Here is a 12,364-nt window from a genome sequence, read left to right on the forward strand (position 1 = left end):
TCAACCAGATGACCGGTTTTGGCGGTACAAACGGTGGTGGCGATGATGGCGGCGGCAACGGCGGTGGAAACGGTTGCGGCGGCCCTGGCGGTCCCGGCGGCCCCGGCAAGCCCGGCTGGCCCGGTCACGGCGGCAACTGGAACAACAATAACAACTGGAATAACAACAATAATTGGAACCAGAACAACAACTGGAACCAGAACCAGAACATCAACGTCAATGTGAACGTCAATAACAACGGCAACTCGAACTCCAACACCAGCTCCAACTATCTGCGGGCCGGTTCGCGCAGCGGCGTGAACGCCCATAGCTGGATGGGTTCGAACGGCCTGGGCGGCGGTGGCGGATCGGCCTATGTGTCGGTCGATCAACCTTATCCGACGACGATCCAGGGTCTGGCGGTCGAGGGGATGATCGCCCAGACCGTGCGCACGCCCTTTACCGCCTTCCGTCGCTCGATGAAGCGGGTGGTGATCCAGGCTGTCTGCATTGACGACCGCCAGATTCCGCACCCCGCATCCCAGGTGCGCCCGGATCGTGAGATCGGTGAAGACTATAATGGCGAACTGTATCGCTGCCTGGCGGGAACCTGGCTGCAGGCCACCATCGCCGACTATGACGGCAACATCAGCTTCGACAACGGCAACACCCTGACCTGCCGCAAGCATGAATCCCTGTGGTTCGGCGAGGGCGGTCAACTGGTCTGCCGTCCCGAGAAGCCGGAGCGTGACTGCAACGAACGTTCGCTGCTGCGCCGCTATGGCGCGGGCGTGAAGATCCTGACGATGTATCGTGAGGAAGAATACACCGAGTACCGCGAGGAACAGGTCCAGAGCGCCGGCGTCATCACCGGCACGATCACCCTGGACGGCGGCGTCGGCGGCCGGGTGTTCTGAACGGGAGCCTAATGGCCCTGTTCACACGCCGCTCAGGCGCTGAGCGACAAGATAAGACCATCGGCTCTCCGTCGATGATCCTGAAGACTGGCCCCGGTTCACGATTGAACCGGGGCCTTTTCTTATGGCCCGAGGCCTACTGAGGCGTCGCCTTGTCGGAGACGACTTCGGCGCGCCAGGCCGTCGTGGGCTTCAGATACGTATTGGCCAGACGTTGCAGGTCGGCGGCGGTGACCGCCTCGACCGTGGTGATCTGGCTGCGGGTCTGGTCCAGAGAGGCGGGGTTGGACTGGGCCTCGGACAACTGGATCAGCCAGTAGGTGTTGTCGGCCATGCTGCGACGCAGACGCTCGACCGCCGGGCGGCGGGCGCGGTTCAGTTCATCCTCGCTGACCGGCTTGTCACGCAGATCGGCGGCGATGGCGTCGACGGCCGTGAACAGCTTGCTCAGGTTCTCGGGCGCGACTTCGGCGGTGACGGACACATAGCCATAGCCGGGGAAGACGTCCGAGGTTGTCGAGCTGGAGTCCGGCGAATAGGCCAGACCCTGTTTCTCGCGGATTTCCTCGTTCAGGCGCAGTTGCAGCACGTCGGACAGGATGCCCAGCTGACGCGCCGTGGTGCGGTCGTTGATCTGATCGACGGTGGGCCAGGCGACGAAGGCCAGGGCCTGTTCCGCCGGGCCGCTGTGGGTCAGGCGCACAGGCGTGGCGGTCGGGGCCGGGAAGCGGCGGACCGCTGATCCGGCCAGGGGCGCAGGCGCCGGTCCACGATCCGGCAGGGCCGCGAAGGTCGAGCCGACGGCGGCGATCACCTGATCCACATCCACATCGCCCACGACGGTGATCTCGACCGGGCCGTGCGCCAGAGCGGCGTGAACCCCGGTGCGGATGTCCTCGATCTTCATGGCTGCGATCTCGGCGGCGGTCGGCGTGGTCTCACGCTTGTCGCCCGAGGCCAGCAGGCCCGAGCCGTCGCGACGGAACACGCCCGCAGGCGTGGCGTCCAGTTGGGCCAGGATTTGCGGGAACATGGCCTTGGTCTGCTCGAACGGGGCGGCGCGCAGGCCGGGATCGGTCAGATAGGCGGCCAGAATCTGCATCTGCAGCTGCAGGTCTTCGGGGCGGGTGGCGCCGGTGAAGGTGTAGGAATCGCCGCCCTGCGAGACATTGGCGCTGTAAACCTTGCCGCTGAGCACGCGGGTCAGCTCATCGACGCTGAGCTTGCCGGTGCCGCCCGGACCCATGACGGTGGCGGCCATGGACATGGCCGTGACGTGGTCGGCGGGCAGACCCAGTTCGCCATTGCCGGTCGCGGCGCTGATGACGATCTGGTTCTCGCGGAACTTGGTCGGCTTGATGTTCAGCAGGGTGCCGTTCGGGAAGCGGACCAGGGTGGCGCCAAGATCGGCGACCTCGGTGCGCGACGCCGGTACGGCGGCGGTTCCGAAGTTGGAATAGGGCCACTCCAGTGCGGCCTGTTCGGCGCGGGCGGTGACCGGAACCTGACGCGAGGCCTGAAGGGCGGCGGTGACAGCGGCTTCTCCGCCTTCGACCTCGACCGGGCTGGAGAACAGCAGCAGCGGGCCCTGGCCTTCGAAGACCGGGCGCACGGCGGCGTTGACCTGATCGGCGGTCAGGCCACGCACGGCCTGTTCGAATAGATCAAGCGAGGTCTGGGGCGAGTTGAACACGCGCTCGTCGTTGACGGCGCCCAGCAGGCTGTTCGCCAGGGCGGGGGTCGAACGGGTGGCGGCGGTGGCGACCGCGTTCTGAAGCGCGGTGCGGGTGTCGGTGATCTCACGCTGCAGTTCGGCGTCAGTGACGCCGAACTGGGCCAGACGGCGGCTTTCCTGCTCGGCGGCGTCCAGGGCGCGCTTCCATTCGCCGGGATTGAAGGCGACCCCCAGGGTGCCGGCGTCCAGACTGCGGAACAGGGATTGGTAGCTGGCGCCCGCGCCGACGAAGGGCGGGTTGTCCTCACGCGCCATCTCGCCCAGACGGCGGTTCAGCACGGCCAGACCCAGATTGCGGCGCAGGGCCTCAGAGCGTTTGGCGGCGGTGTCAGGCGACAGGTCGGGCGTCTTGATCCAGTTCAGCTGGATCGAGGACTGAATGCCCGGCTCGACGATGATGCTGGTTTCCGGCTGGCGCGGGGCGACCACGCCCAGATCCGGCTGCGGGCCGTCCGGCGCCTTGGGCGTCCAGGAGGCGAAGGCGGTGCGGATCTTGCCTTCCATCGCGTCCAGATCGAAGTCGCCGACGGCGATGAAGGTGGCGCGCGAGGGACGGTAATAGGCGTCGTAGAAGTCGACAAACAGCTGTCGCGGTGCGGTGCGGATGATGTTCAGGTCACCGATCGGCAGGCGCTGCGACAGGCGCTGGCCGGGGGCCAGCAGGCCCAGCTGGGTCTTGAGCACGCGCAGTTGCGGCGAGTTGCGGGTGCGCTCCTCACCGACGATGACGCCGCGCTCGGAATCAATGTCGGCCTCGTTCATCAGGGCGTCGGACATCATCTCGCGCATGACATGCAGCGAGGTGTCGACGGTTTCGTCCTGGGTGTTGGGCAGTTCCAAGACATAGGCGGTCTGGTCGAAGCTGGTGAAGGCGTTGGTGTCGGCGCCGAAGGCCAGACCCAGACGCTCAAGGATGCGCAGCATCTCGGTCTCGGGGATGTCCTTGGTGCCGTTGAAGGCCATGTGCTCCATGAAGTGAGCCAGACCCTTCTGGTCGTCACGCTCCATCAGAGAACCGGCGGCGATGCGCAGGCGGAACGAGGCCTGATTGGGCGGCGTGGCGTTCTTCAGCAGGGCGTAGCGCATGCCGTTGGGCAACTGGCCGAAACGGACGGCGGCGTCGGCGGGAATGTCGCTGGCGGCCTGAGCCCTGGGCGAAGGCGGGAATAGCTCCGGCTGTAGCCGCCAGCCCGGCGCCCAAGGCGAGGCTGGACGCCGCAACGAGTAGAAGATGACGCGCAGAACGCATGTGCCGCTCCAGAATCTGCAACCTCAGATGAGGCGATGAATCCGCAGTAGGGTAGGGACGGGAGCGGAGCAAGACGGATCGCCCGCCCGTCCATTTTGACGCAAGACGCTTTTCGCAGCTTCGCGGCCGCAAACCGAAGCGTGGCTGCAAAGGCTGTGATAGCGTCTCCGGACGGTCGGCGTGGTCGGCCTGTAGTGGTTTTATGGAGACTGACGTGCAGATCGCGGTTCTGACCTTTGATGGATTCAACGAGCTGGATTCCTTCATTGCAGCGGGAATCCTGAACCGGATGAAGGCCAAGGGCTGGCGAGCGCAGATCACGTCTCCGACGCCGGAAGTGACTTCGATGAACGGCGTCACGATCCAGCGTCAGCAGCCGCTGGCGTTCGTCGCGACCGCTGACGCCGTGCTGATCGGCAGCGGGATCAAGACGCGCGAACTGGCGGCGGATGGCGACCTGATGGCGCAGATCCGGCTGGACCCGACGCGTCAGATCATCGGGGCGCAGTGTTCAGGCACGCTGATGCTGGCCAGGCTGGGGCTGGTCGGGAACCTGCCCGCCTGCACCGACCTGACGACCAAGCCGTGGGTGATCGAGGCCGGGGTGGATGTGCTGGACGCGCCGTTCGTGGCGCACGGCAATGTGGCGACGGCGGGCGGCTGTATGGCGTCACAGTATCTGGCCGCCTGGATCATCGCGCGGCTGGCCTCGGTCAAGGATGCCGAGGAGGCCATCCACTATGTCGCGCCGGTGGGCGAGAAAGCCGCCTATGTCGAAGCGGCGCTGGGGGCGGTGACGCCCTTTCTGCCGGTCAGGACGCCCGTCGCGGCCTGACCGGGCCTGGCCCTAGTTGCCCGAGCCGGAGATGAAGAAGGTCGCAGAGTTGCCGATGGCGTTGGCGCCGACGGCGACGTTGCGGTTCGGCTGGGCGATGTTGACGTTGGTGGTCGCCGTGATCGCGCCGTTGTTGACCTGGTTGTTGTTGAAGTTGATCTCGCCGCCGCAGTTGGAGCAGGCGTAGCCTGTCACACTGTTGCCGATAGCGTCCGAGCTGACGTAGCTGTCGTAACCCTTGACGCCATTGTAGGTCGCGGTGGCCTGGACGCCGCCCGAGTTGATCTGGGTGTTGTCCAGCTTCAGGTAGATGTCGTTGTTGCCGGCGATGACTTCGTTGGCGACGGCGCGGGCGTGGACGGCGGTCTGGCCCTGCAGATTGGTCTGGGCGCGGGCGTCGGCGACGACGCGGCCTTCGTTGGTCTGGTTGGTGCGCGCCAGCATGGAGCCGCCTGCGTTATAAAGAGCGGCGCGGTTGGCGTTGGCCTGGGCGCGGGCGGCCAGGTTCCAGCCGTTGTCGACATAGATGTCGGTGCGGGCTTCGACGGTCGAGGGATTGTTGACCTGATTGACCGTCAGGTTCTGGTGCGAGGCGCCCGTGGTGTTGGTCTGGACCGAGTTGGCCGCCGCCTGAGAGCCGAAGGCCATCGGCGCGGGGATGTATTGAAGGTCGGCGACCGTCTCGGCGAAGACCGTGGTCTGGCTCTGCTGGTTGACCGTGCCGGTCAGGATGGCGGAGGGGCCGCCGATCAGGGCGCTGTTGGCGTTGGCCGCAGATGTGACCTCACCGCCCTTCAGGATGTGGGTGGTGGGGCCATGCAGATTAGTGCGGGCGCTGACGTTGTCGCCTGTCGCCGTCTGGGTCGAGTTGACGTCGAAAGTCGCCTTCTCGGTATAGACTTGGGTGTAGTTGCCGGTCGCCTGGGTGGCGGAATTGACGAAGCCCTCGGTGACGCCGTTGACGTTGGCGTTGGTCTGGGCCGTTACGGGGGCGGTCAGGGTCTGGCGCGAGATCACGGCGCCCGCAGTGTCGCGGATGCCGCCCATCAGCACATTGCCCCCCGCGCCGTTCGACACGTTCAATTGGCCGACCGCCACGTCGAGGTTCACCTCGGCGATGACACGGCCGTTCTGGGTCTGGTTGTTCGTGCAGGCCGAACCCGTTTCCGGCGGGCAGGTGGGAACGGCCTGTGCGCTCGCGCTATTAGCGAGAGCGGCGAACGTCGCCGTCGCGGCGATCATGCCAGCGAGACGGATCGGCGCGTGTCTGGCCATTGTTGGTGTCCGTGGTTGGGTAAGCCGGATAGAAGCCGCCGGTCGGGCCGACGGTGGAATCGCGCAGCGGGTCATTGGCGGGGTTCAGGCAGATTTCGGGGCCGGGGGCGCCGTACAGATTGGCCATGAACTCGACCGTGGCGCGTTCGACCAGGGCGCGGACCGCCAACTGGGTCGGCTCCATGCCGCCGGTGCCTGCGGAAATGTCGAAGACGTTGCCGCTGAGGAAGTCGAACACGCCCGCCGAGATTTCACGGCCGATGATCTGCTTCTGATAGGAGACGACATCGACCACCTCCAGGGTGGAGGTCTGGACCAGACGCAGGTCCATGGCGATGTTCATCACATAGATGCGGCCGTTCAGCAGGGTCGAGCCGGGGCGCTTGCTGTCCACTTCACCCTGGGCGGCGTCGAAACCGGCCGAGCGGATGTTGTAGTTCACCTCGGTGACGCCGCCGACGATGTAGAAGTCCGAGCCAGGGACCTGGCCGGCCAGGATGCGGCGGTACTGGGTGTCTTCGGGGCCCTGGGCGTTGGGGGCGTTGTCGCCGATCAGCTTGTTGTTGGCGTAGCGCAGTTCAAGCTCGGACACCGAGGTGTCGTAGCGTTCAACGATGCGGGCGCCGGCCTTGGCCAGAGCTGAGTTGGCCATCAGCGAGGCGCCGCCAGTGATCTGGCGGCCGCCGTCGGCGGAAACCGTGCCGGTGTAGTCGCTGATCCGGCCCACGGCCATGCGCGGCGAGGGCAGGTTGTAGCGACGGGCATAGTCGGCCAGGCAGTACAGCGCCGCCGAATAGGGGGTCGGGTTGGCCGTGACCGGCGCATTGCCGATGGGCGTTGCGTACAGGCCCGACGGCCCGGCGCTGGGGCTGACACAGCCCGCCAGCAGCAGGGCGGAGGCGGCGGCGCCGGTGACGCTGCGAAGAAGGGTGCGGCGGATCATGGCAGGTTGATGTTTCCGTTCAGGCTGGTGCCTGCGTTGATGGCGCCGTTGTTGGTCTGGGTGGAGTTCACGATGACCACGTTGTTTCGCCCCTGAACCACGACGTTCAACTGGTTGCCGATGGCGGTTGAGCCGCCGATGGTCGTGCCGTTGCGCGATCCGCCGCCTGCACCGGCGTAGGCCGAGGCGGCGCCGCCCGATTCCCGCGAATAGGATGAGGCGCCGGACTGGATGATGCCGTCGATGATCAGGCGGTTGCCATTGGCGTCGCGTGTGGAGCCGGTGGTCTGGGTCGAGGTCGCGTTGCGCGCGCCGCCGTACCCCTGCTGGAAGCTGGAGGCGCCGGCTGAGCCGTTGTTCTGGGCCAATGCGACTGTCGGAGACAGAACGGCGATCAGCACTGCTGCGGTCGGAATCAGCCTCTTGGCGGGCATTCTGACGTCTCCTAACCCACGGGTCGAACTCGGGCCGAGAACACGACCCAGCCCACAACCTGCGTTAAGGTTATTAAGAAGCGCTTGATGTGAGAGGGGGCGCCGCGCATTTGATGAATATGGCCCGACAAAACAGCCGATTCGACACACCCCAGCCGCATGAGCCGATGTTCAACGTGCCGTTGCCGGTGCTGCTGATCGCGCTTTCCATGCCTGTCCTGTTCTTTTTCCAGCAGCAATTGCCCGACATGGGGGCCAGCATGGCCTTTGCGCCGGCTGATCTGGAGCAGGGGCGGTGGGGCGGCCTGTTTACCTCCATGCTGCTGCACGCCAGTTGGCCGCACGCCCTGATGAATGCGGTTGCAGCGGTGGCGTTCGGGGCGCCGGTGGCGCGTCTGTTCGGTGATCGTATCGGGCCGAGCGTCTTTCTTCTGTTCTATGTGTCGTGCGGAGTGCTGGCGGCCCTGGGCTATGGGCTGATCCATTGGGGCTCGCCCAATCCGATGGTGGGAGCATCCGGCGCCGTGTTCGGCCTGATCGGCGCGGCGACGCGTCTGTTGGGCGCGCATGGGCGGGTGCGGCCTCTGTTCGACAAACGGGTCATCGCCATGTCTCTGGCCTGGATGGCGGTCAATCTGTTCACCGGCGTGGTCGGCTATATGCCCGGCGCCGAGGGGGCGCAGATCGCCTGGGAGGCCCATGCGGTCGGGTTCGTGGTCGGCATTCTGGCCATCGGCCCGCTGGGGCGGCTGTTCAAGCGCGGCGTGCTGATCGAGGAAGAAGCGGCCTGATTACCGCGCCCTCAATCATGGCGAGCGGTGCGGTTTGATTTCGTCCGCCGCCTGAGCGATCATCCCGGTTGAGCGGCCCTGTCGCCATTCCGGCCCTGCGGTCGTCTCTTTCACACAGAGAGAGAAGGGAGCCGCGATGTTTGTCGCCGAGATCCTCAAGACCAAGGGAAGCGCCGTTTTTTCCATCACGCCGGACGTGACCGTCGCCGAAGCCTGTCAGGAGCTGGAGCAGAAGCGGGTCGGGGCGCTGGTGGTCTGTGACGGGGACCGTGTCGCAGGGGTGTTTTCCGAACGCGACGTCGTCAAGGCGGTGGCGGCGGACGGGGCGGCGGCCCTGACGCGCGCGGTCAGCAACTATATGACCTCAAAGGTTATATACGCCGAAGCCTCTGAGCAGATGTCCACCCTGATGACGCGCATGACCGACCGGCGCATCCGGCACCTGCCGGTGCTGACCGATGGACGACTGGCAGGCGTCATCTCCATCGGTGACGTGGTCAAATGCCAGATCGCCGAGCACGCGCAGGAGGCGGAAAGTCTGAGAACCTATATCGCGGCGGGCTGAACCCCCTTGCCAGCGCGGGCCTGTTGCCGTTGAAGGCGCGATCAGCCGGGCGCGGGTTCCGGCAAGGGATATCATAGATGTTCAGTCTTCTGAACCTCCAGAGCCTGTTTGGCCTGGTTGTCATTGTCGCAGTCTGCTGGGCGATCTCGGAAAACAGGCGGGTCTTCCCGTGGAAGCTGGCGATCGGCGCGGTGCTGGTTCAGGCCGGTCTGGTGCTGGTGCTGTTCGGCATTCCGGGCTCGCGCATCGTGCTGGACGCGGTGACCAACGCCATCGACGGTCTGGCCAAGGCCACGGCGGAGGGGACGCAGTTCGTCTTCGGCTATCTTGGCGGCGGTTCGCAGCCGTATCAGGTGGCGGATCAGAACGTGCTGTTCGTCTTCGCCTTCAATGTGCTGCCGCTGATCCTGGTGATCTCGGCCCTGTCGGCGCTGTTCTGGCACTGGAAGATCCTGAAGTGGCTGATCCGGGGTTTCGGCTTCCTGTTCCAGCGGACCATGGGTCTGGGCGGGGCATCGGCACTGGCCGTGGCGGCCAACATCTTTCTGGGCACGATCGAAAGCCCGATCGTCATCAAGGCCTATCTGGACAAGCTGAGCCGGTCTGAAATCTTCCTGATGATGACCGTGGGTCTGGCGACCGTCGCCGGTTCGACCATGGTGGCCTATGCGACCATTCTGGCCCACGTCCTGCCCAATGCGGCGGGTCACGTTCTGGTGGCCTCCATCGTCTCGGCGCCCGCCGGGGTGCTGCTGGCGCGGGTGATCGTGCCCGAGACGGATAAGCAGGCGGTCCAGAAGATCAGCTATGATTCAGCCCTGAAGTACGACAGCGCCATCGACGCCATCTCCAAGGGCACGTCCGACGGCCTGATGGTGGTGCTGAACATCTCGGCGGTGCTGATCGTGTTTGTGGCCCTGGTGGCCCTGGTCAATGTGATGCTGAGCGGGTTCGTCGTGTTCGGCGAGCCGCTGACGGTTGAGCGTATTCTGGGCGTCCTGTTCACGCCGCTGGCCTGGCTGGCGGGCGTTGACGCGAAGGAGGCAGGGCAGGCAGGCAAGCTGCTGGGCGTCAAACTGACCCTGACCGAGTTCAAGGCCTTCATCGAACTGGGCAAGATTCCGCTGGGCGACATGAGCGAACGCACGCGGATGCTGATGACCTACGCCCTGTGCGGCTTTGCCAACATTGGCTCGGTCGGCATTACGGTGACGGGTCTGTCGGTGCTGATGCCGGATCGTCGCGAAGAGGTGCTGAGCCTGATCTGGAAGGCGCTGTTCGCGGGCTTCCTGGCCACATTGATGAGCGCCGCCGTCGTCGGAAGCTTGCCAGCGGCGGTGTTCGGGCAGTAGCGTTTCTAAAAACAACGGAGACGCTCTGATGAAGCTCTATACCTCGCACCGCGCGCCCAATCCGCGTCGTGTCCTCTGGGTCATGGCCGAGAAGGGGATCGAGGACATAGAGATCGTCGAACTGGATCTGCTGTCAGGCGCGCACTACCAGCCGGAGTACCGCAACAAGGTGGGCGCGCCCCATGTGCCCGCGCTGGAGCTGGACGACGAGACGACCATCTCTGAATCCATCGCCATCGCCCGCTATCTGGAGGCGCTGTATCCCGAGCCGAATCTGTTCGGCGTTGACCCGCGTGAGCAGGCGGTGATCGAGATGTGGATGCGGCGCAGCGAAATCTATCTGGCCAATCCGATGATGATGGGCGTGCGCTTCAGCCATCCCGCACTGGCGGCTCTGGAAGCGCCTCAGCCGGAGGTGGCGAACTATAATCTGGGCAGCGCCGAGAAGTTCATGAAGACGCTGGACCGGCGTCTGGCCGAACGTGAGTTCATCGCCGACCGGTTCAGCATCGCTGACATCGTGGCCCTGGTCGGGCTGGAGTTCGGGCGTCTGATCAAATACCGGCCGCCCGTAGAGTTTGAGAATCTGGCGCGCTGGATGGAGGCGTGCAAGGCACGACCTGCGTCCAAGGCAGGGGCTTAATCAAGGTTAATCAATGGTTGATATTCGTCCTTCGGCCCCGACCGACGGCGCACGTGTCGTTGAAATCTGGAACCGGGCGGTCGACGCCACCCACGATTTCCTGACGCCGTCGGATCGGGCCGCCATCGGGGGCGAGGTTGCGGAGTTCCTGCCGGACGTGCCTCTGGTGCTGGCGGTGGACGCTGACGACCGGGCGGTGGGGTTCATGCTGGTGGACGGGTCGCATATGGAGGCCCTGTTCATCGATCCCGACAGTCGAGGACAGGGTGTGGGGCGGGCTCTGGTCGCTCATGCCCTGAGCAGCCAACCTGGGCTGACAACCGATGTGAACGAACAGAATGCGCAGGCGGTCGGCTTTTACGAACGGATCGGTTTTGTCGCTACGGGCCGCTCTGATCTGGACGGGCAGGGACGCCCCTATCCGCTGATCCACCTGCGTCATCAGCCGGTCTGAGCGGCGAAGCGACTTTCATTACAGAAAGATAAGGTCAGCCGCGGCATCCGTAAGCACGGCTCGGCGCCTCTACCCCGCATAGCGTGAACATCACGCCTGTCAGGGGTTCCATAGTGTCCAAATCTGTTCTTTGCGGCGGTCTGCGTCTGGCCGCCGCCGGTTTCTGTCTGTTCGCCATCACCGCCACGCCCGTTCTGGCGCAGGATGCGGGGCGGATGGATCAGGTCGTCCGTGCGGCGTCAGACAGGGATGAGTTTTCCGGCTCGGTCCTGGTGGCGCGCGACGGCCAGATCCTGCTGGACCGGGGCTATGGTCTGGCCAACCGCGAATGGTCGATCCCCAACGACGGCGCCACCAAGTTCCGATTGGGATCGGTGACCAAACAGTTCACCGCCGTGGCCATCATGCTGCTGAACGAGCGCGGGCAGGTCGATCTGGATGCGCCGGTGAAGACCTATCTGCCCGATGCGCCTGCGGCCTGGGACCGCGTGACGGTGCGCCACCTGCTGACGCACACGGCGGGTCTGGCCGACTATACGCGGCTGGAGGGTTTCGAGGCGAAGAAGACCCTGCCGACGACGGCGCAGGCCCTGATAGCGCGGTTCCGGGATCAGGCTCTGGCGTTCCAGCCGGGCGCGAAGTGGGCCTATTCCAACTCGGGCTATGTGGTGCTGACAGCGATCATCGAGAAGGTCAGCGGCCAGACCTATGCCGACTTCGTGGCGCAGAACCTGTTCCAGCCGCTGAACATGGGCGACAGCGGATACGACACCCATGACGCCATCCTGCCGCGCCGGGCCTCGGGCTATACGCCCAGCCGCGAGGGCGTGATCAACGCTGGCTATGTGGACATGAGCGTGCCGCAAGGGGCGGGCGGCCTGTATTCCACGACACATGATCTGTTGAAGTGGGAGCAGGGGCTGTTCGGCGGGCGGTTGCTGAAGCCACAGTCGCTGGCGGCTCTGACTACGCCCTATCGCAACAACTACGCCCTGGGTCTGGAGATCGCCAAGGACGGCGAGGACACGATCATCAGCCATTCCGGCGCCATCGACGGGTTCAACACCTACATGGCCTATGACACCACGAACCGGATGACGGTGGTGGTGCTGGGCAATCTGAACGGGGCGGCGCCGCTGAAGCTGGGTGGGGAGCTGATGACCCTGGCGCGCGGCGGGACGGTGATCCTGGC

The 12,364-nt window shown here is 65.1% G+C and carries 12 protein-coding genes; 8 read left to right on the forward strand and 4 right to left on the reverse strand.

Going from position 1 to position 12,364, the window contains the following annotated elements; translation table 11 throughout:
* Positions 1-896, forward strand: an 896-nt coding sequence (locus tag QZ281_RS16620; RefSeq protein ID WP_363298146.1) for a hypothetical protein, incomplete at its 5' end; no start/stop codon positions are given.
* A 136-nt stretch (positions 897-1,032) separates the two neighbouring features.
* Here the strand turns inward: QZ281_RS16620 and QZ281_RS16625 are convergent.
* The gene (locus QZ281_RS16625; RefSeq protein WP_292230289.1) at positions 1,033-3,852 is read right to left on the reverse strand and encodes an insulinase family protein; all 2,820 of its coding nucleotides are present in this window, start codon (positions 3,850-3,852) and stop codon (positions 1,033-1,035) included.
* Between the two features lie 242 nt (positions 3,853-4,094).
* Between QZ281_RS16625 and QZ281_RS16630 the strand changes: the two genes are divergently transcribed.
* Positions 4,095-4,715, forward strand: a complete 621-nt coding sequence (locus QZ281_RS16630) for a DJ-1/PfpI family protein (RefSeq protein ID WP_292230291.1) — start codon at positions 4,095-4,097, stop codon at positions 4,713-4,715.
* A 12-nt stretch (positions 4,716-4,727) separates the two neighbouring features.
* Here QZ281_RS16630 and hfaD read toward each other — a convergent pair whose 3' ends face one another.
* From hfaD to hfaA, 3 genes are read right to left on the reverse strand one after another with little or no spacing between them, the layout of a single operon-like run.
* Positions 4,728-5,990, reverse strand: coding sequence for a holdfast anchor protein HfaD (gene hfaD / locus QZ281_RS16635; protein WP_292230294.1), 1,263 nt, complete (start codon positions 5,988-5,990; stop codon positions 4,728-4,730).
* Positions 5,920-6,933: a holdfast anchoring protein HfaB gene (gene hfaB / locus QZ281_RS16640; protein WP_292230296.1), complete on the reverse strand. Its 1,014-nt coding sequence runs from the start codon at positions 6,931-6,933 to the stop codon at positions 5,920-5,922. Before hfaB ends, hfaD begins: the two co-directional genes overlap by 71 nt.
* Complete coding sequence (gene hfaA, locus QZ281_RS16645) at positions 6,930-7,367, reverse strand: holdfast anchoring protein HfaA (RefSeq protein WP_292230298.1); 438 nt, start codon at positions 7,365-7,367, stop codon at positions 6,930-6,932. The genes hfaB and hfaA overlap by 4 nt, the downstream gene beginning before the upstream one ends.
* 119 nt (positions 7,368-7,486) lie before the next feature.
* Here hfaA and QZ281_RS16650 point away from each other — a divergent pair, with 119 nt between their 5' ends.
* From QZ281_RS16650 to QZ281_RS16675, 6 genes are all read left to right on the forward strand, one after another.
* Positions 7,487-8,158: a rhomboid family intramembrane serine protease gene (locus QZ281_RS16650; protein WP_292230300.1), complete on the forward strand. Its 672-nt coding sequence runs from the start codon at positions 7,487-7,489 to the stop codon at positions 8,156-8,158.
* A 136-nt stretch (positions 8,159-8,294) separates the two neighbouring features.
* A complete protein-coding gene (locus QZ281_RS16655; RefSeq protein WP_292230302.1) occupies positions 8,295-8,723 on the forward strand; it encodes a CBS domain-containing protein in 429 nt (142 codons plus the stop codon).
* A gap of 77 nt (positions 8,724-8,800) precedes the next feature.
* The gene (locus tag QZ281_RS16660) at positions 8,801-10,075 is read left to right on the forward strand and encodes a nucleoside transporter C-terminal domain-containing protein (RefSeq protein ID WP_292230304.1); all 1,275 of its coding nucleotides are present in this window, start codon (positions 8,801-8,803) and stop codon (positions 10,073-10,075) included.
* A 28-nt stretch (positions 10,076-10,103) separates the two neighbouring features.
* Complete coding sequence (locus QZ281_RS16665) at positions 10,104-10,718, forward strand: glutathione S-transferase (protein WP_292230306.1); 615 nt, start codon at positions 10,104-10,106, stop codon at positions 10,716-10,718.
* Between the two features lie 13 nt (positions 10,719-10,731).
* The gene (locus QZ281_RS16670; protein WP_292230308.1) at positions 10,732-11,172 is read left to right on the forward strand and encodes an acetyltransferase; all 441 of its coding nucleotides are present in this window, start codon (positions 10,732-10,734) and stop codon (positions 11,170-11,172) included.
* A gap of 113 nt (positions 11,173-11,285) precedes the next feature.
* Positions 11,286-12,364: serine hydrolase domain-containing protein (locus QZ281_RS16675; RefSeq protein ID WP_292230310.1), on the forward strand; the 1,079-nt coding region annotated here is incomplete at its 3' end.

The organism is Brevundimonas sp. (genome assembly GCF_018608325.1).
In the GTDB taxonomy this organism is placed as follows: Bacteria; Pseudomonadota; Alphaproteobacteria; order Caulobacterales; family Caulobacteraceae; genus Brevundimonas.

Bases quoted from the DNA above. Each gene is read 5' to 3' on its own strand.
- hfaD (WP_292230294.1), bottom strand. From the start codon at position 5,990: ATGGCCAGACACGCGCCGATCCGTCTCGCTGGCATGATCGCCGCGACG.
- hfaB (WP_292230296.1), bottom strand. From the start codon at position 6,933: ATGATCCGCCGCACCCTTCTTCGCAGCGTCACCGGCGCCGCCGCCTCC.
- hfaA (WP_292230298.1), bottom strand. From the start codon at position 7,367: ATGCCCGCCAAGAGGCTGATTCCGACCGCAGCAGTGCTGATCGCCGTT.
- QZ281_RS16650 (WP_292230300.1), top strand. From the start codon at position 7,487: ATGGCCCGACAAAACAGCCGATTCGACACACCCCAGCCGCATGAGCCG.
- QZ281_RS16655 (WP_292230302.1), top strand. From the start codon at position 8,295: ATGTTTGTCGCCGAGATCCTCAAGACCAAGGGAAGCGCCGTTTTTTCC.
- QZ281_RS16660 (WP_292230304.1), top strand. From the start codon at position 8,801: ATGTTCAGTCTTCTGAACCTCCAGAGCCTGTTTGGCCTGGTTGTCATT.
- QZ281_RS16665 (WP_292230306.1), top strand. From the start codon at position 10,104: ATGAAGCTCTATACCTCGCACCGCGCGCCCAATCCGCGTCGTGTCCTC.
- QZ281_RS16670 (WP_292230308.1), top strand. From the start codon at position 10,732: ATGGTTGATATTCGTCCTTCGGCCCCGACCGACGGCGCACGTGTCGTT.